Source organism: Cohnella sp. GCM10027633 (assembly GCF_042675445.1).
Classification (GTDB): Bacteria; Bacillota; Bacilli; order Paenibacillales; family Paenibacillaceae; genus Cohnella.
In genome coordinates, this window is sequence record NZ_JBHTGV010000008.1 from 139,308 (window position 1) to 165,370 (window position 26,063).

Below are 26,063 nucleotides of genomic sequence, written 5' to 3' on the forward strand. Positions count from 1 at the left end.
CGGTTCGATCCCGCTAGGGTCCACCAAAATATTAAACGCACGCAGTCCTCCGGGACTGCGTTTTTTGTTATGGTTGGACTTAAGCTGATTGAACCAAGAGGGGCGTTCCGCGCGGACGGAACGTTACTTCGGGGTCCCCGCAAAGTAATCGGAATAGACAGCCCGCGCTCGCGAATGACAGTAGACCGTAAACGGCCCAACGGCGCCGCAGGGAGCATATCACCCTGCGGCGCCTTATGTTCGTCAGATGAGGTCAACCCTTTCATACTTCACACGCCACGTCGCTCGTGCGCTTCTCGCGCAGCTTCGCAGGCGTCGGTAAGCCGTGTCGTCTAAACACCTGATACATATAATGGTGACTCGAGAAGCCGGACAGGTTCGCCACCGCCTCGACGGAACAAGCGCTCGTGGTAAACAGCCATCGGGCCTCTTCCAGACGGCGAGCTTGAAGAAGGTCATGGAAGGAGCGGTTCAAGGATTTGGAGAGGAGCCGGTTAATTTGCTTCGGGCATAGGAATAGGAAACGAGATACGTCTTCGATCCGAATGGGTTCCATATAATGCGTATTGATAAATTCAACGATACGACGTACACGGTTACGCGATTCTACGCCAGACCGCTCCTTCGAAGCACCTTGTCCCCGTATGTCCTTGACGAGACGCAGCATATCGACGATGACGGACATGAGGATGGCCTGCGCGCGTAAACGGTATCCAATCTCGCCTCGCTCCATTTCTTCGAAAAGCTCTTCGAATTTCAGGTCCATGCGATATCGATCTTGGAAGACATGCGGGTAACAATGCGATAAGTATTTCTTCATTTGTTCGCTTTCCTCGGATATCTCCGATCTCGGGCCGGAGGGGAGCAGGTCGAATCGCATGCAGCATTCCTCCATCGGATCACGGGGATCGGCCGTTTGCGCATGCTTAATATAAGGCCCCGTAATATAGGCCTCGCCGCCGCATACGTCAAGATCATGTCCTTCGATCGTAATAAACCCCTTACCGGCAGGGATGATATGCAGCTCGAAGCAAGCATGGGAATGCTCGGGAACGTTCCAATTCGGGTCCGGCCCAACGCGATTCACATGGCTGACATACACTTCGAAGTCCGGGATGTTGAAGCGAAAGTCCATGGTTTCCGTGATATAAGACTTACGGATCCTGCCGTGCTTGCCCATCGCGATACCTCCTATTCCCTCTATCGTTCACAAGGTCCATATTTCTAAATTCGTAGTCCGGATCTCGCCTTATGATTCCTTATCGTTGTCGGTATACTTGGACGTATCACGGGTCATGAGGAGATCTTACATTGTCCAAAAACGCACATTTGGAACGTACGATGCAATCTTTCTTGAACAAGCTGAAGCAGCGATCCTTCGAAACCGTCATTCCCATTCCGGACTGGCAGATTCGCAGCGCCGACTACGTCGCGCCGGGAGAAATCCGTTACACCTCGGAGTGGAGAACGATCGAGGTCGGCGAAGCGTGGCTGGAGACGACGGCGTATTTTCGCGCGAAAGCGGTCGTGCCGACTTCGCTTGCCGGGAAGCCGCTCGAGCTGTGGTTCGACAATCAAGGCGAAAGCCTGCTGTTCGTGAACGGCGAACCTCGCCAAGGCTTCGACCCGAATCGCAGCCTATGCAGAATCTCGGATTCGGCCGTTGCAGGCGAAACCTATGAGTTCGTCATCGAATCGTGCATTCGCTGGCAGAACTTCGCCCATATGAAGCAGAACGGACTGGCGTACGACCGTCATCTGTTTCGACATGCGGCCTGGGTGAACGTCAACTCCGAAATCGAGGACATCGCGTACGATTTATCCGCTCTGTTCGAGAGCGCGCTCGTTCGTTCCGACCAGTGGTCGGAGAGCCTGCTTATGGCAGCGCAGCGCATGATCAAGCCCGAAGCTCCGCTCGAGTCGCTGCTCGCCGGCGTTCGCGATACCAAGATGCTCTTGCGGCAAGAGTGGTTCGACGGCGCTGCGGATAAGCAGGGGACTACGATTATCGCGACCGGCCATTCCCATTTGGATCTCGCGTACTTATGGCCAGCCAAGGAAAGCGTGCGGAAGACCGGGCGCACCTTCTCCAATATGCTTAGGCTGCTGGAGCGGTATCCGGATTTCCATTTCGCCCAAAGCCAGCCTGTGCAATATGAATATGCCAAGAAGCATTACCCGGACCTGTACGACCAGATCAAACGTTACGTACGCGAAGGGCGGTGGCAGCTTGTCGGCGGCATGTTCGTGGAACCGGATTGCAACCTGACTTCCGGCGAATCGCTCGTCAGGCAAATTCAATACGGGCAGCGGTTCTATATGGACGAATTCGGCAAGCATGCCGACATCTGCTGGCTGCCGGATTCATTCGGCTATTCGGCGGCGCTGCCGCAACTGTTGGCTAAGTCGGGCTATCGCTACTTCTACACTTGCAAGCTGAATTACAATTCCGTGAACGAGCTTCCGTTCCATAGCTTCCGCTGGGAGGGCTTGGACGGCAGCACGATTATCGGGACGCTGGATGCGTTCGGATCCTATAACGGTCAGATGAACTTGAAGGAGTTGACCGGCGGGATCGAACGGTACAAGCGCAAAGGTCACCAAGGCGCCCTCTTCAACGTATTCGGACATGGCGATGGGGGCGGCGGCGTCGATGCCGGAATGATTGAACGAGCGAAGCGCTACGATAAGCTTCCCGGCTTGCCGGCCGTGAAGCTCGGTAAGGCGGAGGACTACTTCAATCAGATCGAATCGGCGAATCCTTCGCTTCCTCATTGGTGCGGCGAATTGTATTTCGAATGGCATCAGGGCACCTTCACGTCTCAGGCGCGAGTGAAGCGCAACAATCGCCGCAGCGAGGAGCGACTGCGGGACGCCGAGTTGCTCGGCGTATTGACAGGGCGGATCGACCGGGCGCGATTCGAACTGCTCGATGAGGCGTGGCGGATCGTCTTATTCAATCAATTCCACGACATCCTGCCCGGAACGTCTCAGGCGGAGACGTTCATGAATGCCGAGCAGGACTACGCGCGGGTATACGAGATCGTCGACCGCCTTGATGCAGAAGCGGCATTATCGCTGGTCCGGCAGCATTCGGGATTAGAAGCGTCAAGCGATGCGGACATGCAAGACTGCCTAGGCTCGTATATCGTCTTGAATACGCTCTCGTTTCCTCGAACCGGATGGGTCGCGTTGCCAAGCGTTCCCGAAGACTCCATTGTGATTGTCGACGCGTCGACCGGCGAAGAAGCGATGTACGACAGAGGAGCGGACGGCAGCTTCTTGGTCGAGGCGAAGGACATTCCCCCCGTCGGCTTCAAGCGCTACGAGATCAAGCAGGGGAAGCGCAAAGTCTCTTCCGATGATGCCTTGTTACGGGTTGAGAACGGTTGTCTGGTGCTCGAGAACGAATACCTTCGCGTCCACGTTCGTCGTCAGGACGGCACGATCGAGCGAATCTATGATAAATCCATGGGCCGCGACGTATTGAGAGTTGGCGGCATGGCGGGCAACACCCTGGAGTTGTTCGATGAGCTCTACGATTTCTATGACGCTTGGAATATCGCGGGCGAATCGCTGAAGCATGGAATCCCGTTACTTAAGCTAGACGCCATTGACGTCGTGGAGCAGTCGTCAGCCGCGCAATCCGTTCGAATCGTTCGATCGTTCCGCAGCTCATGGGTTCAACAAACGGTTCGGCTTCGCCGCGGATCCAGGGAATTGGAATTCGAGACCGAAATCGATTGGCGAGAAGAGCGAGCGATGCTCAAGGCCGGCTTCGAGCTCGATATCCATGCCGACAAAGCAACGTATGATACGGCCTTCGGTAACGTACAGCGGTCTACGCGAACGAATACGTCTTGGGAACAGGCACAGTACGAAGTGCCTGCGCACCAATGGGCAGACGTATCGGAGGCGAACTACGGCGCAGCCATATTGAACGATTGCAAATACGGCTATGATTGCAAGCATGGGAAGCTTCGCATTACGCTGCTTAAATCGGCCAAATACCCTGACGACACCGCCGATCTTGGCAAGCACGCTTTCCGTTATGCGCTCTACTGTCATGAAGGGGATTGGCGCACGGCGAAGGTCGATGAAGCAGGCCAATGTTTTAACGTCCCGCTTCGGATCATTCCGGTTCAAGGCGGCGACGGCGTGGTCGCGGACGGGAAGAGCTTCCTGAAGCTGTCCGCAGCCGGAATCTTCCTGTCCGCCATGAAGTTCGCGAAGCCCCAAGCCGGAGAGCCCGTTTCCGTCATCATCCGGTTACACGAGAACCGGGGAGCCCGCCGTGCGGCGGACATCCAGTGGGCGGGCAACCCGATTCGGAATGTCTACGAATGCGATCTGCTGGAGCAGGATTTGAAGGAGACAGCGTCAGGGCCTCAATCGTTCCGGACCGCATTCCTGCCATACGAAGTGAAGACGTTCCGGCTCGTACTCGAATCGTGATCTGATTTCAAGATAAGAATAGGCGATCGGTAGAGTCATAACGATGCACAATATCAGTTTCGTTGTGATCTATTCGAGCAAATTGGTCCCAAAGTGCGCAAAAGAGGCCTACGGCATCGGTGCCGCAGGCCTCTATTCGGTTTGATTTTATTTACCGCGCTTTATTACCCGCACCCCATTAACAGGCAACTCAAGCTGCTTGCCTATCGGTTCGCCGGTCTCCATATCGATGTAGGTCCGTTCGTCCAATTCTACGAGGCTGATCTCGCCGCCGAAGTTCATGACGAACACGTAATCGGTACTCCCGTCCGTCCGCACTTGCGCCGTAATTCCTTCCGGCAATTCGGTATCGAGCGCGCGAGAGAGGTTTGCTTCCGAAATGATTCGCCGATAAAACGCAGTGAGGAAATCGTCGCCCAGACGGGTCGCCATATGATAGGCTCGTCCTTGCCCCAAATTGTTGACCGTCAGAGCGGGTTGTCCCGCGTAGAAGTCGTCCGAGTAATAACCGAGCGCTTCGCCCGTTTCCAGATGAACGATCTCGCATAACTCGCGGGACTCGAAGGTGCCCGCGAAGCCGAGAGCATTGCCTTCCGGCAAGACCACGCCATTGACGTCATGGTCGTGAAGACCGTCGATTTCCTCCGCCCATATGCCGAGCGTCTTCCGCAAAGGACCCGGGAATCCGCCTAAGTGGCATAAGTCGCGCTCGTCGACGACGCCGGACCAGTAAGTCGTCACGAGCGTGCCGCCGTTCTCCACGAACGCTTCCAATTTCCGCCCCGTTTCTTCGCGGCACAAGTACAGCATAGGAGCAATGATCAACTTATAAGAGGAGAGATCTTCTTGCGAGCCGACGATGTCGACCGGAACGCCTTGCTTCCAGAACGCCCGATAATGAGCCATGACCGTTTCCTCGTAATGGATACCGGAATTGCGAGGACCTTGCGCGTCTTTCACCGCCCAGCGGTTATCCCAATCGAACAGGATCGCCGTCTCCGATGGCGTCGTAGCGCCGACGACTTTGGATAGGTCGGCTAGCGTTCGTCCCAAGTCGGCCACGTCCCGGAAGACGCGCGTGTTCTCGTGCCCGGCGTGGTCGACGACGGCGCCGTGGAATTTCTCGCTGGAGCCGCGGCTTTTGCGCCATTGGAAATATTGGACCGAATCGGCGCCGTGCGCGACGGCTTGAAGCGAAGCAAGCTTGTGCATCCCCGGGCGTTTCAGCTTGCTGACCGGTTGCCAGTTCGTCGCGCTTGGCGTGCTCTCCATGAGCAAGAAAGGCTTGCGCTTAAGCGAGCGGAACAAGTCGTGATAAAAGGCGAAATAGGAACCGATCGCAACGTCGTCCTTCTTGTCGTGCCAAGTCGGGTACGCGTCCCAAGAGACGATGTCGATTTCTTCGGCCAGCTTGCGGTAATCGAGGCTTTCGATCATATGGAAGTTCGTCGTGACCGGCAACTCCGGGTTTGCTCCGCGCACGGCGGAGACTTCGAAACGGCAGAAGTCCGCGGTCTGGTCCGTGACGAATCGGCGCCAATCGAGATTGTGGCCATGCACGCCGAATTCGCCGTGCGGCGCCGGCGATACGACTTGGTCCCATGACGTATACGTGTGCGCCCAGAAGGACGTCCACCAGGAGAAATTGAGCGCGTCGAGCGTGCCGTATTTGTTCTGCAGCCATTGTCTAAACGCTTCTTGGCACAGGTCGCAATGGCATTCGCCAAGATATTCGTTGGAGATGTGCCAGCCGACGACCGCAGGGTGGTTGCCGTAGCGCTGCGCCAATTTTCCGTTAATGATCGCCGTCTTCTCGCGGTAGACCGGGGAAGTGTAACAATGGTTATGCCGCATGCCGTGCAGGTTGCGGACCCGGTTCGGTTCGACGCGAAGCACTTCGGGATATTTGTCGGACATCCATGCCGGACGCGCGCCGGTCGGCGTCGCTAACCAGGCGTAGACGCCGTTAGCCGCGAACGAATCGAGCACCTTGTCCAGCCATTCGAACTCGAATCGGCCTTCCGACGGCTCGAGCGCCGCCCAAGAGAAGATGCCGATGGCCATGACGTTACACCCGGCCAGCTTCATCAGCCGAAGATCTTCTTGTAATATCGCGGGATCATGCAGCCATTGGTCCGGATTGTAGTCGGCTCCGTGCATCAGGACGGGCAGTTTAGGACTGACGGGCGGGTGTTTGCGGCTCATTTGTGATATCTCCTTTAGATTATCGACTTATTCTCGCTTCTATCTTCATGTTAGGCGATTGGACGTTTATACTGGTAGAAGATTAATCTCCAAAAGTCGTATGATCCTAACATGGAGTTGAATAATGCAATGTTGCCTTTTCTTCTCGCGGAAATCGCGCACATGGAAATCAACGTACCGCTCTACGCGATCTGCATCGGCAGCCACGACCAGAAGCCGCTCGACCGCCCGTCCGGCTACTCGGAACATCAATTGTTTCTATGCAATCGGGGAAGCGGCGTGTTCAGAGCGGAAGGTCTAGATGAAGCGGTGTTGACGCCGGGGATGGCGTACGTGCTGCCGGCGGGCGTCCCTCACTCTTATTCGGCGCTGGACGAAAGCGAAGGGTGGGAGCTTGGTTTCCTCGCCTTTAACGGGAAGGCTTCCGAAGCGTTTCTGGACATGTTGGGGGAGAAGGTCATGTCCCCGTTCGGCCTAGCGAGGTTCGAGACCTTGTGGGATAAGCTGTCATCGCTTTGGCACTTGATCGACTTAAACAGGGGAAATGCCTACTGGGAAACGTCGAAGCGTGTTTACGATATGCTCTTGTTCCTGTTGGAGGAAGTAGCGCCTTCGAGAAGGCTCGACAAGGTCAATTCCAAAATCGCCCAGCCGAACGCGAATCTGGACGCCGCCGTTAAGCTGATTCATAACCATTTCGAAGAGCGGCTGCTTCTGTCCAATGTCGCCAGGGCCGTCGGTTATTCGGTACAGCATTTTCACCGGCTGTTCGTCGCCAGCTACGGCGTCACGCCGCAACGGTACATTCTGCAATTGCGCATGCGCAAGGCGAAGGAGTTATTCATTGATGTACCCGGCATCACGGTCGACAGAGTCGCGCAACAGCTCGGCATGGAACCCAGCTACTTCATCCGCATGTTCAAACGGACGTACGGAGAGACGCCCAAGGCGTGGAATAAACGGAGATGAACGCTAGGACCAGATAACGAAACAACAGCGCTGTTCGCTATGGACAGCGCTATTGTCATTGTCGAACCTGATAGCCGTCGCATCATTATTATTTACGTAGAATCGAAAAAAATGGTAAACCGGTTCAAAAAATGCGTCAACGGAGGCGTGCTTGGAATTGCTATACTAGGGGCAAACGAAGGGAGGGCTTACTATCGTGACAAGAGCAAATTCAATAGAGGATAGATTGGGCGTGTTGACGGACGAAGTGTCCGAGCATCTCGAAGAGGCGCTGGATTGGGCGAAGGAGCAAGGCTTGAAGCACGTGGAGCTCCGCATCGTCGACGGAACGAACGTCGCGGATCTGAGCGACGAACAAGCGTCGGCTATCCGTCTCAAGGTCGAAGCACGGGGATTGTACGTCTCCGCCGTCGCTTCGCCGGTGTTCAAATGCTCGCTCGATCCCAGCAGAGAGGTTGCATCGGGAGATACGTTCGGGCAAGCCGAAGAGACGGTCGAGGCGCACTTCGCCAAGCTGGCCCGCGTCATTCATCTGACGAAGCTGCTAGGAACGACGCGAATTCGCATCTTCTCGTTCTGGCGCGAAGGGGAGCCGTCTGCCTACCGGGAACGAATCGTGCGTCATATGACGGAAGCGGCCCGGATCGCGCGGCAGTCCGGCGTCTTGCTGCTGCTGGAGAACGAGCCTTCCTGCAACTGCGGATACGCGGAGGAAGTCGCCGACATCGTGCGAGCCGTCGATAGCCCGGCGCTGCGAGCGCTATGGGATCCGGGGAACGAGGCCTACGGCGGTCGCGAAGCGTTCCCGGCCGGGTATAACCGCGTGAAAGGGCTGGCGTCGCACATGCACCTGAAGGACGCTTACATTCTGGCGGACGGCACCCACCGGTGCGTGCCGCTCGGGTCCGGCGACGTGCCGGTCATCGCTCAGCTTAAGGCGCTGGAGGAGGACGGTTACGAAGGTCTCCTCACGATCGAGACGCACTATCGGCCGGAGGGCGGCAGCCGGATGACGGGGACGCGCATGTCGCTCGATGCGCTGCGCGCGATGCTGAGAGAGGTGTGAGACGAGCATGACGATCGCGAAGTTCGGGATCATCGGATGCGGCTCGGTCGCCGACTTCCATTTCGCCGCCTTGCGCGGCATCGAAGAGGCGAAGCTCGTCTACGTGTCCAGCCGCAATGCAGATCGGGCGAGAGCGGTGGCGGAGCGGGAAGGCTGCGCATGGAGCACCGATCATCGGACGCTGCTCCTCAGCCCGGAAGTGGATGTCGTATGCGTGACGACTTCAAGCGGCAGCCATTACCGCATCGGGATGGACGTGCTGGAAGCGGGCAAGCACCTGCTGCTGGAGAAGCCGATTGCGATGAACGCCGCGGAAGCGGCGACGCTCGTACGGACGGCCAGGGAGCGGGGCGTGACGCTGTCCGTCGTCTCTCAACGGCGCTTCGAAGCCCAGCATCAAGCGGTCAAGCGAGTGCTGGATTCGGGCGCGCTCGGCAAGCTGCTGCTCGCGGAATTGTCCTTGCCCTTCTATCGCTCGCAAGACTATTACGATTCCGCCGATTGGCGCGGCACGATTGCCGAAGACGGAGGCGTGCTGATGAACCAAGGCATTCACAGTCTCGATCTTCTGCTCTGGTTCGCCGGCGAGGCCGATTCGGTGGTCGGCAAGACGGCAACGCAGACGCATCGGATGGAAGCGGAAGACCTGGGCCTTGCGATCGTCCGGTTCAAGAGCGGAGCCTTCGGCACGATTACGGCCTCTACCAGCATTAGACCGGGGTTTCCCGCGACGTTGAATTTGTACGGAGACCAAGGCGCGATCAAGCTGGAAGGCTCGTCGATCGTCCATTGGGAAGTCCCCGGCGCGCAGGAGCCGAAGTGGGACCAGGAGCCTGCCTACGGTGGCGTATCCGATCCCCGCAGCATCTCGTACGACTACCATCAGAGCCAGATCATCGACATGATCACGGCCATCGATACCGGGACGCAGCCGCTGGTCACCGGAGAGGACGGCTTCAGGGCCGTTCGGTTGGTCGAAGCGATCTACGAGAGCTCCGCGGCCGGGACGGAAGTACGGCTAGGTTGATCCCGCCGCGTATAATGGAAGGGAGAGGTACCCCCTCGTATTCGGGAAGGAGCCCAATCAATGAAATTCGCAGCGTTCAGCGGCGTGTTAATCGATCACAGCATACAAGAGGCGATGCGGCTCGCGAAGCAATTGGGCTTGGACGGGATCGAGATCGCAGCCAGAGAACATCATCTGTCGCCGACCACGAGCAACGCCAGACTCAAGGAGTTGCGCGACTTGTCCGAAGGGCTACAGCTGGCCATCCCGGTTCTGGCAACCTACGCGGGCAATTTCTCGACGGCCGGCGATCGGGAAGCGTACGCGGCTTTCGAAGACTTCCGGCGGTTGCTAGAGGCCGCGGGCCAACTTGGCGCCTCCAAGATGCGCGTGTTGGCGGGAGGGCCGAACGCGTTCCTCGCGCACGATTATCATTATGCGAAAGCCGCCTATTGGCTGGAGCGCTGCGCGGAAGCGGCGAAGCCCTATAACGTGGAAGTACTGGTGGAGGTTCATAACGAATCCCTCGTCGAGACGGCGGACGACGCGCTCAAGATCGTTCGGCGTCTGAACGGCGAGAGGATCGGCTTCATACACGATGCCGGCAATATGTACATAACGGGTACCGATTACGGCGCGGAATCGGTTAAGAAACTCGGCCCGTATCTGAAGCACGTCCATATCAAAGACGAACGCAGAACCTCGGACGATAACGCGCCCGGCGGATTCTCGAACAGAACCCGCAACGGCGTCGAGAACTTCGCGCCATGTCTGCTCGGCGAGGGCGAAGCGGATCACGGCCCGTTGTTCGAGGCGCTCAGGGAAACCGGCTACGACGGCTGGGTGACGTTGGAATGCCATACGCCGGCATCCGGCGTCGAGCGTCTGAAGCATGACTTCGATTACGTCCGGAAGCTCGCAGGCGGACGATTATGAGCCGATATCCCAAGTTTCACAGCGATGCCCAGCGGGATTCGTCGTTCCCGTTCGCCATACAGCGCTATGACAGCCAACGGTTGAACCAACCGCTGCACGTTCACGATTACGTTCAGCTCGTCTACGTCCTTCGCGGCGTGTGCCATCATGAGATGCGCGGCAAGCTGCTGAAGGTGAGCCGCGGCGACTTGTTCATCATCGCCCGGCATACGGAGCACAGCCTTCGCGCGATCGAAGGCACGGAATTCGAGGTGGCGATCATCGACTTCATGCCGTCTCTGGTGCGGGAGTATATGAAGCCTTATGTGGACTCGCTCCCCCCCTTCCTAGAGCATCTAGGCATCGAAGAGCCGTTGTCCGCCGATTACGAGCCGTGGATTCATCTGGGCAAGGAGAAGCAGGCTTTCGCCGAGCTGATCGTTCAGGACATGCAGGAGGAGTACGAGCAGCGAGAGGTCGGGTACAAGACTTCCATCCTGTTGGATTTGGCGAGGCTGCTCGTATTGATCGACCGCCATAGCCGGAAGATGAAGCGGAAGTCGGTCCGATTGACGTCCGGCGCGGGCACCGGTCCGATCGAAGCGGCGAAGCGATATATTTACGACAATTACAGCGGAGATATTCCCCTCGAGCAGGCGGCGTACGTCGCGAACATGGCGCCGGCGTATTTCAGCCACCAATTCAAGAAAGAAACCGGCCAGAACTTCGTCGATTTCGTTAACGAAGTGCGGATCGAGAGAGCGATGGAGCTCATCCGCCGCGGCGCGCACACGATTACGAGCATCGGATTCCTGGTGGGCTTCCGCCATCTGAGCCATTTCATCCGGACGTTCAAGAAGCGATGCGGAATTACGCCGACGGAGTACAAGAAGACGTTCGGGCAATGACGGATTACGGCAGAGCAGTCAAGATAAGAAGGGGTTGACGGGATGAGCGTAGATAAGGTGAAGGTAGGCATCATCGGTCAAGGCCGCAGCGGACGAGACATCCATGCCCAATTGCTCGCGAAGCTCGGTGATTACTATACGATCGCCGCCGTCGCGGATTCGCTGCCGGAGAGGCAACGGCTGGCGGAGAAGGAGTTCGGCTGCAACGCTTACGGTTCCTGGGAGGACATGGTGAACGGCGAGGAGCTTGATCTTGTCGTCAATGCGTCCCCGAGCCATCAGCATTATCCGATTACGTTGGCGTTACTGAATCGGGGCTTGCACGTCCTCTGCGAGAAGCCGCTCGCGAAGACGGCGACGGAAGTCGACGACCTGATCGAGGCGGCGAACCGTTCGGGCAAGAAGCTGGCTATTTTCCAGAATTCGAGGTATCAGCCCGCATTCGTTCGGATGCGGGAAGTGATCGAATCCGGGGTGCTCGGGCGCATCGTTCAGATCGACCTGTCGATGAGCGGATTCGCCCGCCGCTGGGACTGGCAGACGCTGCAGAGCAATAACGGCGGCAATCTGATGAATTCCGGTCCGCATCCGCTGGATCAGGCGCTCCAGTTGCTGGGCACGGACGAACTGCCCGACGTGACCTGCATCATGGATCGGGCGAACACGTTCGGCGATGCCGAAGATTACGTGAAGCTGATGCTGAGCAAGCCCGGTTGCCCGACGATCGATCTGGAGATTTCCTCCTGCGACGCCTTCCCGGGACAATCGTTCAAGGTGCAGGGGACGAACGGCGGCCTGCACGGCTCGGCGGATAAGCTGGAGTGGAGATATTACAAGCCCGAAGAAGCGCCGGAGCAGAAGCTGACGACGGAACCACTGTTCGATAGCAACGGACTGCCCGCGTACTGCATGGAGACGCTCGCCTGGCATACCGGGCAATGGGAGATCTCCGTTCCCGACGACCGGACGGCGTTCGAGATGACGACGGAGAGCTTGTACCTGATGCTGCATCGCGCGCTTCGCGGCGGCGAGCTGGAGATTACCCCTCAGCAGGTTCGCCGGCAACTGTGGGTCATGGAAGAGTGCCGCCGGCAGAATCCGCATATTTACGGTTAATCAGTAGAAGCAATAAAAAGCCCCGACCTTGAAGGTAACAAGGTCGGGGCTTTGGCGTTAACGTAGATTTATATATGCGATATTTCATATCTATAATTGGCGTACAAACAAAGCAATCGATTCTATTCGAAATATCACGTACAAATCTCGATGAAGGTCCATACTCGTGGAAATATATTCTATATTTCAAATAGAAATCGCGAATAGAGCCCTCATCCGGAAATTGTATTCGAATAATCGAATACAACCTCATTTACAACCTTACTTGCTCCGCAAAAACTTTACCGCCGCGGCAATATCGGCTTCCGGGTCGTCGCCGACTTCGCGCTCGATCGTCAAATAGCCGTCGTACCCGATATCGCGCAGCGCGGCCAGATAGCGGTCCCAGTCGACGCCGCCATCGCCGAGCGGCACTTCGCGGAACGCGTCGCCGGAAGAGGCTTGCTCGGCCAGCTTCTCGTGGGTCATCGGGTCGAAGCCCAGCGAGCCGTAGACGAGGCGCGGGTCGATTTCGCGCAGGCGAACGCCGTCTTTGGCATGCGTGTGAACGATATAGTCGCGCAGCGTGTATACGCCTTGAACCGGATCGTCGCCGGTGACCATGACCATGTTGGCGGGATCGAAGTTAACGGAGACGCCCCGGGAGCCGAGCCCGTCGAGGAAGCTCCTCAGATGCGCCGAAGTTTCCGGCCCCGTCTCGATCGCGAAGTAGGCGTTCATCTCCGTGGCGTAACGGCTCAGCTCCGCGCACGCTTCGTGCATCGCGGCGTAGATCGGGCCGTTGCGGTCGTCCGGGACGATGCCGATGTGCGTCGTGACGACGTTCGTGCCGAGCTCGACGGCGAGGTCGAGAATGCGCTTCGACTTCTCGACCTTGGCGGCGTTCGCCGCGCGATCCTGGAAGCCGTGCCCGCCGAGATCGCCGACGAGCGCGGTGATCGTCAGCCCCTGGGAGGCAATATAGTCTTTCCATTCCTTGCGGGCGGCCGCGGATAAATTCGCGGGATCCATCTCGCCGGATACCGCATAGATCTGCACGCCGTCGGCGCCGACGTTGCGCGCTTTAACGAGTCCTTCCCGGACGCCTGCTCTGAAGCTGTCCACGATGACGCCGATTTGCCACGGTTGCGGGATATTCGCCATGTCGTTACCTCCTGAATTCGGTTAGGATGCGGTTTCTTCCCATAATCTTCTCACGTTATCGAGCGCGATCCGCGTGCCTTGCACGCAAGGCTCCATGCCCTCGAACTCGACGGACACATAGCCGTCGTAGCCCGATTGCCGGACGATCCGCAAGGCGGAGCGGATGTCCAGATCGCCTTGGCCGACGATCGCTCCGCGCAGGTAGGTGCCGCCGGACGAACGGAACCAGCCTTCGCCCGGATTGTCCGCAGCCGGTCTGCGGTAGAAGTCCTTGACGTGCACCATGGATGCGATCGCGATATTGTTGCGAACCGCGGATGCCGGATCTTCATCGACGCAGACGAAGTTGCCGATATCGAGCGTCGTGCGGAAGTTCGGCCGGCCGACGGCGCCGACGAGCGCTTGCACCCGGTCGCTCGCTTGAACGTAGAAGCCGTGGTTCTCCACGCTTGTCGTGATGCCGTGCGGCGCCGCGTAGTCGGCGATTCTCCGGCAGGCTTCCGCAAGGCGAGGCAGATCCGAGAGGAATCTTCCGATCGACTTGTCCTGCGAATGCGCGACGTCATGGCGCATCAGCGATACGCCGAGCGCCGCGGCGATGTCGACTTCGCGTTTCACCCGCTCGATCTCCGCCTCGTACGCCTCGTCGGATAATCCCGCGAAGTTGGCACCGATCGCGTAGTTGGATAGCTCGATGCCGACTTCCGCGGCCTTATCCCGGATCGCGGCGATCAGCTCGGGATTCGCGGTCAAGTCGAACCCGAGCGGCACGATCTCCGCGTGCTCGCCTCCGATCGCGGCGATTTGGCCGATCGCTTGCACGACGTCCATCTCGCCTTTCTCCATCGCTTGCCAGTAGCAGTACGTGCTTACGCCGAATTTCATAGCCGGATCTCCTCGCCTTTCTCCGCCGATTCGTAGATCGCCCGCAAAATTCTCGTAATCTCCACGCCGTCCTCGACCGGACTGATCGGCGTCGTGCCGTTCGCTATGCAATCGACGAAATGATTAATTTCGTTCCGGAACGCGGCATGGACGTCGAGACGGGAGGAGTCGGTTTGCGGCGCGACGTTCAAGATCGTATCATGCTTCTCCGTCACGATCGCGATCTCGGGATCGATCTCGAAGCCGCCTTTGTCGCCATATAGACGGACGAGTCCTTCGTCCTTCTTCGCGTGAAGGGTGAAGCTGACGTCGACCATGAGGGAAGCGCCGTTCTCGAAACGAATGATCGCGTTGGCCAAATCTTCGACCGTATTCTTGGAGGCGTCGTAGTCGGCCGCCTTATAGAACGACAGATTGTCGACGTTCGCACGGTTGCCGAGCTTGAGGTACGTATTGGCGCTTACCGTCGTCGCCTTCGGCCTGCCCATCAAGTACCAGCATAGGTCGATGACGTGCACGCCGATGTCGATCAACGGCCCGCCGCCCGAGCGTTCGACGTCGGAGAACCAGCCGCCCGGGTTGCCGAGCCGGCGGATCGTCGAAGCCTTCGCGTAATACAATTCGCCGAACTCGCCGGCATCGATGAACCGTTGCAGCATGCGCACGTTCGGATCGTATCTGCGGACGAAGCCGACTTGAAGCTGTTTGCCCGAACGACGAACCGCTTCTTGGATCTCGAGCGCTTCCTCGACGGTGCGGCATAGCGGCTTCTCCACGAGCACGTGCTTGCCCGCTTCGAGTGCCGCGATGGAGATCGGGGCGTGCGTATTGTTCCAGGTACAGATGCTTACCGCGTCGATAACCGGATCGGCGAGCAGCTCGCGGTAATCCGTGAACGTTTTGGTTGCGCCGTATTTGTCGGCGACGGCTTTCGCGCGCTCCCCGTTCACGTCGCAGATGGCGACGATCGTAGCGGCGGAGTTGGCCGCGTAAGCGTTCAGATGCAATTCAGAAATCGATCCCGTACCGATAACGCCGATGCGAAGGGGGTTCGACATGCGAGCACTCTCCCGAATTCAGGTTTTGTTCACTTCAGGCTTTCTACTTTGTATTATAATGGGATGAGCGTGGCGAACCATGAAGAAGCATGCTTTACATTTGCATTATCGTGCGATATCGGAGGCTTGCCCATGAATAAGAACGACTTGGCTTCTTTGCGCGAGCCGATGCCGATGCCGAACCCGGCTTTTCCGATCAAGGTTCACCCGCCTTGGACCGGACGCACCGAGATCGGGCAGACGTTGTTCGTCCACCATTGGCACGAGCATATCGAATTTTTATATTTCATATCGGGAAGCGCGACGATCGAGTGCGGCTCGGTGCCTTACGAGTTCGAAGCGGGCGATCTGTGCGTCGTGAACAGCAACGAGCTGCACTACGGAATCGCGCGCTCGAACGATTTATCTTATTATGCGATGATCGTGGACATCTCGTTGCTGCACAGCCAATCCGAGGACGCGGTCGAATGGAAGTTCATCTCTCCGATTACGCAGAGCCGGATGCAGTTCCGCAACCGGATCGAGAAGAACGAACGGTTAACCGATTGCATGATGGCGATCCACGGGGAGCTGGAGCGGGAAGAGCCGGGCTTCGAGCTGGCGATCAAATCCCATCTGTACAAGCTGCTCGCGTTGCTCGTACGGGGGCAAGCTGCGACGATGCGCAACGTCGAGGAGCACGACTCCCGCATCCGGGAGCTGGAGAGGCTGGCGCCGGTGTTCCTCGAGATCGACACCCGCTACGGGGAGAAGATGACCGTGCAGCAGCTCGCCGACTTGGTCGGCCTCAGCCGCTATCATTTCAGCCGGTTGTTCAAGCAATTGACGGACAAGTCCTTGGTCGAATATATCAATCTCGTGCGGATCAACAAGTCGGAGAGCTTATTGCGCGACGGGCTGATGACGATATCCGAGATCGCTCTCGAGACGGGCTTCAACGATATTTATTATTTCAGCCGGACGTTCAAGAAGCTGAAGAAGATGTCGCCGTCGGAGTGGCGCAATTACTCGCGGAATTGAGGGCGAGGGGAGCAATTTCGACTTTCTTTTTGACTCGAGATCGTTTACATATAATATAGCGCTATGGTTAAGCAAGCACTGGAGGATGACCAATGAATAATCAAGATTTCGTGCCGATTATACTCGGGAGCGACGAGAATGCTTACGGCAACGTCAGATTGATCCATGAAACTTACAATATCAAACCGCTGTTGCTCTGCACGCGGCTGTTGATTCCGACGATGCACAGCAAGCTGTTCGATCTCGTCCGGATCGACCGATTCGACCACGAGGACGTATTCCCGGGAGCGTTGCTGTCCGTCTTGGAGAAGCTCGCCGCCCCTAACCGGAAGCTGATCGTCATTCCGTGCTCCGACTATTACGCCGGGATGCTGTCCCGTCATTACGACAAGTTCAAGGGCTTGATCGCGAATCGGTTCTTGTCGGCCGAGCTCTTGGACACCCTCGATACGAAGGACAAGTTCTACGCGCTATGCGATCGCTTCGGGCTGGACTATCCGAAGACGGTCGTAGCCGAGCCCGACGAACGCGAAAGCGCGGCCGAACGCATCGAATTCCGTTATCCGATCGTCGTGAAGCCGGAGAACAGCAACGCTTACGACTACTTGCACTGCAGCTTCGAAGGGAAGAAGAAGGTGTTCTTCTTCTCTAATAAGGAAGAATACTTGACGATGGTCCGCAGCATGAACGGTTCCGATTACCGGGGCAAGCTGATCATTCAAGAGTTCATCCCCGGCGGCGACAGCGCGATGCGCGTCATCAACAGCTATTCCGACGATAACGGGATCGTCAGAATGATGTGCCTCGGGCAGCCGGTGCTGGAAGAATACGCTCCGAAGACGCTCGGCAACTACGCCGCCATCATCAGCCGCTCCGACATGGACATCTACGCGAAGATCAAAGCGTTCCTCGAGAACATCGGATACGTCGGATTTTCCAATATCGATATGAAGTACGACAGGCGAACCGGCCGATACATGGTATTCGAGATCAATCCGCGTCTCGGCAGAAGCAGCCTGTTCGTCCGGGCTGCCGGACTGAACATGGTCAAGGCGCTCATCGACCGAGTCGTATACGGCAAGGGAGAAGGATGCGTATACGGGCAAGACGTCGCGTTATGGACGAACGTGCCGAGGACGGTGTTAAGGCGTTACGTGACCGACAAGGCGCTGTCGGCCGAGATCGGCCGGCTGTACGGTCAGAAGAAAGTGATCCGGTCGCTGTGGTACCGGAAGGACTTGAACTTCAAGCGAATCGTCAGCGTCTCGCGTTACGGGCTCAGCCATATTCAGAATTTCCGGCGGCATTACTTCGATAAAGGCAACGAATAGGGGCGAAGAGCTCAAGCCCGGTCATGCGAAGATTAAAAGTCCAAAATCTCTTTACAGGACACCGAATGGTGTTATATGATGGATTCATAAAGGACACCTAATGGTGTCTGATTGGGAATCCATAAGAGAGATGAGGGTTATACATGCACATCTTCGCGATCGTTCTTCAAAGCTGGCTGCTGTTCTCGATGGCTTTCTTCAGCATCAGCAAACTGACCGGAGCCAAACACCAGGTCGACCTGTTCGATTCGATCAAGCTGCCGCAAGGGCTTCGCATCGTGACGGGCGTCTTGCAGCTTGCCGGCTGCGCGGGACTGATCATCGGCTACTGGGACCCTGCGTTCGCCGCATGGTCCGCCATCGGGATCGGCGTCATGATGCTGGTCGCGGCGCTCGCCCACGTGCGGGTGAAGCATTCGTTCGGGCAAATATTCCCGTCGCTGCTGAACGTCTTAATCTCCGTAGGAGTCGTGCTTCTGTTCGCCGACGAGCTGTCCGGTTCGATCGGATAACGATTACGATAAGGTACGACGATAGGTATTGAACGCGAATCGCCCTCTCATGGCCGTCTTGGCCGATGAGAGGGCGATTATGCTTTAGCGGGCGACTTGAATAATGACGTTGCCTTTCTTATGCCCGAGGTCGACGTAGCGATGAGCCTCGGGGACTTCCTCGAGCGGATACCGCCGGTCGATGACCGCGCGAATGTGCCCATGCGCCAACCGATCGTTGAGCCAGCTCAGATCCTCGACCCGCAGCGGCGGCGAGCCGTCGTCGACGGTGATATGCTTCCCGTTCGGCGCGAGGGCGCTATCGCATCGCAGCCTGGCTTTCGCTTTGCCGACGGCGTTCAGGATCAAGTCGTACCGTTCGCCGCTTGCCGTGAAATCTTCCTTCTTATAGTCGATCACTTTATGCGCGCCTAGCGATTTCACCATGTCCGCATTGGCGGCGCTGCATACACCGGTTACTTCCGCGCCGAAGTAGTTCGCCAACTGCACGGCGGAAGTTCCGATCGCCCCCGAAGCGCCGTAGACGACGATTCTCTGACCGGTCCGAATATTCCCTTTCTTGAGATAATGCAAAGCCAGCAACCCTCCGAAAGGCAATGCCGCGGCATCCTCGTAAGTCGCGTCGGACGCCAGCTTGACGACGACGCCGTCTTCGCGGACGCACTTGTATTCCGCGTACGCGCCGAACCCGAACCGGTCGATGCCGTACACGCGGTCTCCGATCGCGAACTCGCGCACGCGCTTGCCGACGGCGTCGACCTCTCCGGCGAATACCATGCCGAGGACGGATTTCCTCGGTTTCCGAAAGCCGATCGCGAGCGCCATCGGAATACGGAATCTTGGCGGCACTTTGAATCCCCGAATGATGCAATCGCTTGCCGTAACGGTTGTCGCGAATATCCGGACGCGAATTTCGTTATCCTTCGGCGCGGGGGTATCCAGATCCGCGAGCCGGAGCACTTCCGGCGGACCGTAGCGGGTGCAGATGACGGCTTTCATCGGCGAATCTCCTTTTCGATTCGAATGGAGAGGCATTTTCCCTCATTATACTCGCCGATTCCGATCGGCTCACAGCTACTAAAGTATCGATCCGCGCGACAACGGAACGAGCAGTCCGAACACGTCTCTCGCGAGGCGTGTTTTTACTGCGAACTTACGGGGTAAGGAGTTGAAGAAAGGAACGACTGGTAGAATTTCTCTGGTCGCCGCTTACGATCAACTATGAAGAGGAGAGAAAACAATGACAACGAAGAAACGTAAATCGTTAGGAGCAAGAGCGGCGGCGACGCTGATGAGCGCGCTGCTGGTTGTCCCGCTCGTGGCGAGTTCGGCGGGCGCGGCCGCGATTCCGGCTCCGGCCTACGACGGGCCGTTGACGTGGACGAATTATACGGAGCCGGCTACTCCCGGAAGTATCTTGGACGAAGTCCATCTGCCGTTGGCTTTGGATTTCGACGACGATGACAATCTCTATATAACCAAGATCAGCAACAGAAGCGTCTCCGGCGGAAGCTCCGGCGGGCCCGCCGGCACCGGCGGCAGAATCGAGATGATCTCGGACGGCGGATTGTCCGTTACCGACATTACATACAATGCCGACATTAGCTATGCGTTCGGCATCACCGCCGATCAAGGCGGTAACTTGTATGTAACCGACAATAGCAAGAACTCCGGACAGAGCGGCAACGTCGCGACGATATGGAAACGGGCGTCCGGGTCGCAGACGTGGAACGATATTACGAACGGCGAAACGTTGAACTACGCCATGGGCGTCGCAGCCGACGACCAAGGCAACGTATACGTCGTCGATAGCGAAACGACGAGAGGCAGCTCGACGCAGACGAGAATATTGAAACGGGCGCACGACTCGTTGACTTGGACGGATATTACCCCTTCCACGGGCATTCCTACGACTTCTTTCGTCTATGATATCGTCGTCGACGGCGCAGGCAATCTATACGTGAGCGTCATATCGAGAACGAATCCGAGCGCGGGCGGCGGTCAAATCTTGAAGCTTCCGCCGGGAGGAACGACCTGGACGGACTTAACGCCCGTTACGGCAACGAACTTCTCCCCCTATGGAATGGGCATCGATGAATACGATAACCTGTTCGTTGTCGTCTGGGCTACGGGCAGCGTCCTGAAGCTTCCCGAAGGCGGCGTTCCCGGAGATTGGAAGCAATTGATCGCAACGCCGGCACAGCCGGGCAGCATATTCGACGTCGCGGCGGACAGCAGCGGTTACGTGTACAGCACGAATCCGCTGGTCGGCCGCAACGTAAGCACGTTGATGGCGGCCGTCCTCTACGACGGCAACGGCGCATCCGGAACGGTTCCGTCCGATAGCACCGGATACCGTCCGGACGAGACCGCAACCGTAGCGGGTGCCGGCACCATGACGAAAGCCGGCCATACGTTCTCCGGCTGGGCAACAGCGCCGAACTCGGACGAGGTCGTCTACGAACCGGGCGATACGATCCCGATGACGCGAAGCGCGACTCTGTACGCGGTATGGACGCCGGTCGGCGCCGTCACGTTGTCGAGCCTTCAGCTTGACAGCTCCGCCTATACGCTCTCGATCGGCGGCACGCATCAATCGGTCGTGACGGCGGTATATTCCGATCATAGCACGGCACCGCTTACGTCCGGCGTGACGTTCTCTTCCGGGAATACGTCCGTCGCGACGGTCGACAACGCGGGTCTCGTAACCGCGGTAGGCAACGGACAATCCGTCATTACCGCGACTTACGGAAGCCGGCATGCCGAAGCGACCGTAACGGTTCAGTCTTATAACCCGCCGCCGGTAATCATCTACCCGAATCCGGATCCGGACATCGAGATCATCGTCGACGGCGTGAAGCAGGAGCAGCTGGCGACCGCGCAGAAGAGCCAGGTCGACGGCCGTAACGTCACGACGATCTTGCTGAATAACGCCAAGATCATCGACAAGCTGGAACGCGAGGGCAACAAGCTGATCACGATTCCGGTTACCGGCGACAATGAAGTCGTCGTCGGAGAGCTGAACGGAAGCTTGATCAAGAAGATGGAAGACAAGGACGCCGTCCTCCAGATCCAGACCGACACGGCCGCTTACACGTTGCCGGCATCGCTAGTGAACATCGATGCGATCGCCGCGCAGCTCGGCGCGAACGTCAAGCTCGAAGACATCAAGATTCAGATTCGCATTTCCGAGACGACCGGCGCGAACAAGGATAAAGCGCAAGCCGCGGCGAATGCGTCCGGCGCCCAGTTGATCGGGCAGCCGATCGATTTCGAGATTACGGTCTCGTACGGTTTGCGCACGATCGACGCGAGCAAGTTCAACGGCTACGTGGAGCGCACGATCGTCGTACCGAACGGCGTCGATCCGAACAAGATTACGACCGGCACCGTGCTGACGCAGGACGGCGAGCTGTTCCACGTGCCGACCGTCGTCAGCCAGAAGGACGGCAAGTATTACGCGACGATCAAGAGCTTGACGAACAGCACGTATGCCGTCGTCTATCATCCTCGCGAGATGGCCGACGTGAAGGGTCACTGGGCCGAAGAGGACGTGAACGACATGAGCTCCCGTCTGGTCATCGAAGGCCTCGACGGAACGCGATTCGCTCCGAACGCGACGATTACCCGGGCGGAATTCGCCGCGATCGTAACGCGCGGGCTCGGCATTCAAGAAGCGAAGTACGCCGGCGGCTTCGCGGACGTCGCCGGTAGCGATTGGTTCGCGGGAGCCGTTCAAGCGGCAATCGATTACAAGCTCGTCACAGGCTACGAGAACGGCACGTTCCTGCCGAACGCGCTCATTAGCCGCCAAGAAGCGGCGGTCGTGCTCGCCCGCGCGTCGGCGATCGCGAAGCTGAAGACGAACCTGTCCGCGGAAGAGATCAGCCTGGCGTTGTCCGCGTTCGCGGACGGCAACGACGTCGCGGGTTGGGCTCGCGAGGAAGTGGCAGCGGCCGCCCGTCTGTACTTGATGCAAGGTCGCGACGGCAAGCTGGACTTCGGAGCTTACCTGACCCGCGCCGAGACGGCCGCGCTCGTGCGCCGACTGTTGCAGACGGCGTATCTGATCGACCGTTAATCGATACGCAATACGAACCGCGCCTTCGGGCGCGGTTTTTCGTTAGGAACGGCTTATGGCACTGAAAAGGATTGTCGATGAGAATGATTATCAACTATAATGGACGAATAGAGGATGTGAGACGAGAGAATGAATGGGGACGACCGGTTGAAATTGTGGAACGTCGGACACGTCAAGGTGCTGGACGTTCGCCGCGCGGTCATGGAAGCCGGCGAGGCGCTTCGCGGGTACCGTCTTCCGGCCAGCGCATTCATGTTCGGAGCGCGCGGTCGGGCAAGCATCGCGGCGGACGGACAGGTCTACGCGGCGGATCGGTTCCACGTGCTGCATTGCGGCAAAGGCGGCTGCCTGGACATCGTCGCGGAAGACGAGGCGTTCGAATATTACACGATTTATTACCGGGCGGCTCTGCCGGTATCGCATCGGACGGAGCTCGCGAGGCTGATGGAACGGGACAACCCGTTCCAAGCGCAATACGGCTTCAGTCCGCTGCATCCGATCGTCTTGCTCGAGCTCGCGTCCGCGATGCACCGGGAATGGCAACGTCCCGGCGAGTTGGAACGGTTCCACGTCCAAAGCCTGTTCTATCGGTTCGTATACGAGTCGACGCGGCAGATGAGGGATCAGGAGATATCCGTCCGCAGGCCGGATATCGCGGCACAGGCCGTTCGCTACATCGAGGAGCATTATCGCGAGCCGATTACGATGGAATCGCTGGCCGCGATGCTGAACTACAGCTCGCCCTACTTAGCCAAGCAGTTCAAGAAGAGCACCGGGCGCAGCCTGATCGACTATCTGATCCATACGCGCATCGAGCGCGCCATGGAGCTGCTCGCGCATACCGAAGCGACCGGCCAGGAAGTCGCGCTCAGCGTCGGCTACGCGGATATGTCCTACTTCATTCGCGTATTCAAGAAGCACGCGGGAGTCACCCCGGGACAGTTCAAGATGAGATTCGGAGGCGACGTCGGAGGCGCGGATCGTCCTATCGTTAGGCTGAGATCGTCTAATGTCAGGGACCTGTCGCGAAGGTATATTGTTAATGGTGATAATCATTCTCAATATAGCCAGGGGGAATTCGCGATGCGCAAGTACCAGAAGCCATCGATCGCATTGACTTTGCTCGTCTGTTTCAGTCTGTTGTTAAGCGCCTGCTCGAACGGGACGAACGCGAACGCCGCGAACGAGAGCGCCGCGGGATCCGCAAGCGCGGCGCCGCAGCAAACCGAGCGCGCCAGCGCGCCTGCCGGAGGCGAGACGTTCGTCTACCAAGCGGCCAACGGGAACATCGAGGTCCCTCGCAATCCGCAGCGGATCGTCGTGTTGTCCCATACGTACGTCGGTTATTTCGTCGCGCTCGGAATCGAGCCGGTAGGCGCGCCGACGATGACGATGAGCAATACGTTCTTGAAAGGCAAGATCGATCAAGTCGAAGACATCGGCGCATGGAGCTCGTTCGACATCGAGAAGATCGTCGGCCTGAAGCCGGATCTGATCATCGCGCTCAATTCGATGGACAACCTCGGCCAGATCGAGAAGATCGCGCCGACGGTCGGGATCAACTACGGCGAGCGGAATTACAAAGAACAATTGATCGAATTCGGCAAGCTGACGAACCGCGAGAAGGAAGCCCGGGAATGGGTGGAGCGGTGGGTGAGCCGGATCGCCGAAGCGAAGCCCAAAGTATTGGAAGCCGTCGGAGACCGCACCGTATCCGTCATGTCGTTAACCCAGAAGGGAGCCTACGTCTACGGTTACGGCTTCGGACGAGGGACGGAGATTCTATACGACGAGTTCGGGTTGAAGTCGCCGGAAGGATTCGATCTGGCTCAAGGCTCCGCCGAACTCTCCTTCGAGACGTTGCCGGATCTCGCGGGCGACTACATCTTCACGACGCCGGAGACCGGCGAGACCGAGGACGTGTACGATCAGCCGCTATGGCGGCAGCTCCCCGCCGTGAAGAACGATCGCGTGTTCATGTTGGAGCAGTCGGCCGCGGCGTTCAACGATCCGCTTACGCTCGAGAGCATCTTCCCCGTTATCGTCGACAGCTTGCTGAAGGGGAACGGACAATGACGAACGCCGCCTACGAGCAAGTCGCCCGCACGGTGCGCGAGCGCAGAACGGTCAACCGGTTCGACGGACGGGCCGTTGCCCGGGAGCTCATGCTCGAGCTGCTGCAAGCGGCGGTCTGGGCGCCGTTCCATTCGGACGAGGAGCCGTGGCGGTTCATCCTGTTCATGGAGGACGGTCGCAAGAAGTTCTCCGACGCGGTATTGCTTACCTATTCCCGCGAGAAGCGGGAGCAGGTCGGCGAGCTCGTCGCCCGCGCTTACCGCGAGGAAGTGCCCGTCACGTTGCTCGTCGTCATACGCGACGAACCGCGGCCGAAGGAACGGGAGGAAGCGCTGTGCGCGGCCAGCGCGCTCATCCAGAACTTGCATCTGCTCGCCTGGGAGCGCGGGCTCGGCCTCGTGTGGAAGACGAACGATTACAACTGGAATCCCGACTTCCGCCGCGCCGTCGGCGTGCTTCCCGGAGAGCATGTCGTGGGGACGCTTCACATCGGTTATTACGACGAGAGCAAGAAGCCGAGACCGAAGCCCCGCACGCCCGCCGAACGAGTGATTACGTGGGAACTACGCTGACCAAGCCGGTCGGTCGGCGCCGATATCGTTCGAGAGAAGCCGCGCTTTCGAGCGCGGCTTTCTTGTCGTCTATTCACTTTATGGCTTCTCGATACGATAGATGGAGTAGGGAGGTGCAGAACGATGAAGATTCCCGATAGACAGATTCCGCCCGGACCGGGCTTGGCGCCGTTCGCCGCCGGCAACGCGGCCAAGCCGGGCAGAATCGCCCCGCACGTCTCGATGCCGTCCGTTCCCGAGGCGGACGAGGCGAGGTCGCGCCAGCGGGTCGAATCGATCCGCGCGAAGCTGCGATCCGGCCAGGCGCTCGCGCCGAACGAGCTGGAGGAGCTGAAGGCCAGAGACCCCGAGCTGTACAGAGTCGCCATGCAGGCGGACGAGGAACGGCGAGCACACGAGCGCGCACTTAGGCGATCGACGTCGCGGGGCGAGGCGTCCCGGGTACACCAACAGCAGCTCGCCTTGATGGCGCACGGCCATCGCGCGGAAGATCCGGAGCGAACGGCGATCAGAGTCGGCGCGATCCAAGACGCGTACGACCGATTCAGCCGGTCGGCCGATTACGCGGCGCTGCAAGACTGAATAGGGAACGATTAGGCGCGATCCGCGAGGATGGCGTCTTTTTTTGGCGCGTTAGCGCGCTTGTCTCCGTAAGCAGTGCGAATAGGTGACGATCGTCACTTATCATATGACCGCCCAATCTTATACATTTACTTACATCGAACGACATTACCTAGAAGGAGTG

Annotated in this window: 20 protein-coding genes; 14 read left to right on the forward strand and 6 right to left on the reverse strand. The window is 58.2% G+C overall.

What is annotated here, in order from left to right; genetic code table 11:
- Window positions 1-262: 262 nt before the first annotated feature.
- Window positions 263-1,180, reverse strand: a complete 918-nt coding sequence (locus tag ACFQZG_RS18465; protein WP_378155136.1) for a helix-turn-helix domain-containing protein — start codon at window positions 1,178-1,180, stop codon at window positions 263-265.
- Window positions 1,181-1,311: 131 nt separating this feature from the next.
- On the opposite strand from ACFQZG_RS18465, the gene ACFQZG_RS18470 reads away from it, so the two are divergent.
- Window positions 1,312-4,455, forward strand: a complete 3,144-nt coding sequence (locus tag ACFQZG_RS18470; RefSeq protein WP_378155138.1) for an alpha-mannosidase — start codon at window positions 1,312-1,314, stop codon at window positions 4,453-4,455.
- Between the two features lie 147 nt (window positions 4,456-4,602).
- Here ACFQZG_RS18470 and ACFQZG_RS18475 read toward each other — a convergent pair whose 3' ends face one another.
- Entirely contained in the window at window positions 4,603-6,660 is a 2,058-nt protein-coding gene (locus ACFQZG_RS18475) for a beta-galactosidase (protein ID WP_378155140.1), read from the reverse strand.
- 162 nt (window positions 6,661-6,822) lie between these two features.
- Here ACFQZG_RS18475 and ACFQZG_RS18480 point away from each other — a divergent pair, with 162 nt between their 5' ends.
- The 6 genes from ACFQZG_RS18480 to ACFQZG_RS18505 all read left to right on the forward strand — a co-directional run bounded on the left by ACFQZG_RS18480 (window position 6,823) and on the right by ACFQZG_RS18505 (window position 12,640).
- Window positions 6,823-7,629, forward strand: a complete 807-nt coding sequence (locus ACFQZG_RS18480; protein ID WP_378155142.1) for an AraC family transcriptional regulator — start codon at window positions 6,823-6,825, stop codon at window positions 7,627-7,629.
- A 196-nt stretch (window positions 7,630-7,825) separates the two neighbouring features.
- A complete protein-coding gene (locus ACFQZG_RS18485) occupies window positions 7,826-8,695 on the forward strand; it encodes a sugar phosphate isomerase/epimerase family protein (RefSeq protein WP_378155143.1) in 870 nt (289 codons plus the stop codon).
- Window positions 8,696-8,702: 7 nt separating this feature from the next.
- Complete coding sequence (locus tag ACFQZG_RS18490) at window positions 8,703-9,722, forward strand: Gfo/Idh/MocA family protein (protein ID WP_378155144.1); 1,020 nt, start codon at window positions 8,703-8,705, stop codon at window positions 9,720-9,722.
- Between the two features lie 60 nt (window positions 9,723-9,782).
- Entirely contained in the window at window positions 9,783-10,637 is an 855-nt protein-coding gene (locus tag ACFQZG_RS18495; RefSeq protein ID WP_378155146.1) for a sugar phosphate isomerase/epimerase family protein, read from the forward strand.
- Window positions 10,634-11,524 carry a helix-turn-helix domain-containing protein gene (locus tag ACFQZG_RS18500; RefSeq protein ID WP_378155147.1) on the forward strand — a complete coding sequence of 297 codons (891 nt, stop codon included), beginning with the start codon at window positions 10,634-10,636 and terminating at the stop codon, window positions 11,522-11,524. The genes ACFQZG_RS18495 and ACFQZG_RS18500 overlap by 4 nt, the downstream gene beginning before the upstream one ends.
- A 42-nt stretch (window positions 11,525-11,566) precedes the next feature.
- Window positions 11,567-12,640, forward strand: a complete 1,074-nt coding sequence (locus tag ACFQZG_RS18505; RefSeq protein WP_378155149.1) for a Gfo/Idh/MocA family protein — start codon at window positions 11,567-11,569, stop codon at window positions 12,638-12,640.
- A gap of 261 nt (window positions 12,641-12,901) precedes the next feature.
- Here ACFQZG_RS18505 and ACFQZG_RS18510 read toward each other — a convergent pair whose 3' ends face one another.
- From ACFQZG_RS18510 to ACFQZG_RS18520, 3 genes are read right to left on the reverse strand one after another with little or no spacing between them, the layout of a single operon-like run.
- Complete coding sequence (locus tag ACFQZG_RS18510) at window positions 12,902-13,783, reverse strand: sugar phosphate isomerase/epimerase family protein (RefSeq protein WP_378155151.1); 882 nt, start codon at window positions 13,781-13,783, stop codon at window positions 12,902-12,904.
- A gap of 21 nt (window positions 13,784-13,804) precedes the next feature.
- Window positions 13,805-14,668: a sugar phosphate isomerase/epimerase family protein gene (locus tag ACFQZG_RS18515; protein WP_378155153.1), complete on the reverse strand. Its 864-nt coding sequence runs from the start codon at window positions 14,666-14,668 to the stop codon at window positions 13,805-13,807.
- A complete protein-coding gene (locus ACFQZG_RS18520) occupies window positions 14,665-15,726 on the reverse strand; it encodes a Gfo/Idh/MocA family protein (protein ID WP_378155155.1) in 1,062 nt (353 codons plus the stop codon). The genes ACFQZG_RS18515 and ACFQZG_RS18520 overlap by 4 nt, the downstream gene beginning before the upstream one ends.
- A gap of 132 nt (window positions 15,727-15,858) precedes the next feature.
- On the opposite strand from ACFQZG_RS18520, the gene ACFQZG_RS18525 reads away from it, so the two are divergent.
- From ACFQZG_RS18525 to ACFQZG_RS18535, 3 genes are all read left to right on the forward strand, one after another.
- Window positions 15,859-16,746, forward strand: coding sequence for an AraC family transcriptional regulator (locus tag ACFQZG_RS18525; protein ID WP_378155157.1), 888 nt, complete (start codon window positions 15,859-15,861; stop codon window positions 16,744-16,746).
- Window positions 16,747-16,838: 92 nt separating this feature from the next.
- On the forward strand, window positions 16,839-18,077 hold the full coding sequence (locus ACFQZG_RS18530; RefSeq protein WP_378155159.1) for a carboxylate--amine ligase: 1,239 nt from the start codon (window positions 16,839-16,841) through the stop codon (window positions 18,075-18,077).
- Between the two features lie 143 nt (window positions 18,078-18,220).
- A complete protein-coding gene (locus ACFQZG_RS18535; RefSeq protein ID WP_378155161.1) occupies window positions 18,221-18,589 on the forward strand; it encodes a DoxX family protein in 369 nt (122 codons plus the stop codon).
- An 84-nt stretch (window positions 18,590-18,673) separates the two neighbouring features.
- Here ACFQZG_RS18535 and ACFQZG_RS18540 read toward each other — a convergent pair whose 3' ends face one another.
- A complete protein-coding gene (locus ACFQZG_RS18540) occupies window positions 18,674-19,588 on the reverse strand; it encodes an NAD(P)-dependent alcohol dehydrogenase (RefSeq protein WP_378155163.1) in 915 nt (304 codons plus the stop codon).
- A gap of 241 nt (window positions 19,589-19,829) precedes the next feature.
- On the opposite strand from ACFQZG_RS18540, the gene ACFQZG_RS18545 reads away from it, so the two are divergent.
- From ACFQZG_RS18545 to ACFQZG_RS18560, 4 genes are all read left to right on the forward strand, one after another.
- Entirely contained in the window at window positions 19,830-22,670 is a 2,841-nt protein-coding gene (locus ACFQZG_RS18545; RefSeq protein WP_378155165.1) for an S-layer homology domain-containing protein, read from the forward strand.
- Window positions 22,671-22,817: 147 nt separating this feature from the next.
- Window positions 22,818-24,746 (forward strand): AraC family transcriptional regulator, encoded by a 1,929-nt coding sequence (locus tag ACFQZG_RS18550; protein WP_378155167.1) that lies wholly within the window; start codon window positions 22,818-22,820, stop codon window positions 24,744-24,746.
- Window positions 24,743-25,318, forward strand: a complete 576-nt coding sequence (locus ACFQZG_RS18555) for a nitroreductase family protein (protein ID WP_378155168.1) — start codon at window positions 24,743-24,745, stop codon at window positions 25,316-25,318. Before ACFQZG_RS18550 ends, ACFQZG_RS18555 begins: the two co-directional genes overlap by 4 nt.
- 123 nt (window positions 25,319-25,441) lie before the next feature.
- On the forward strand, window positions 25,442-25,900 hold the full coding sequence (locus tag ACFQZG_RS18560; RefSeq protein ID WP_378155170.1) for a hypothetical protein: 459 nt from the start codon (window positions 25,442-25,444) through the stop codon (window positions 25,898-25,900).
- The last annotated feature ends 163 nt before the right edge of the window (window positions 25,901-26,063 follow it).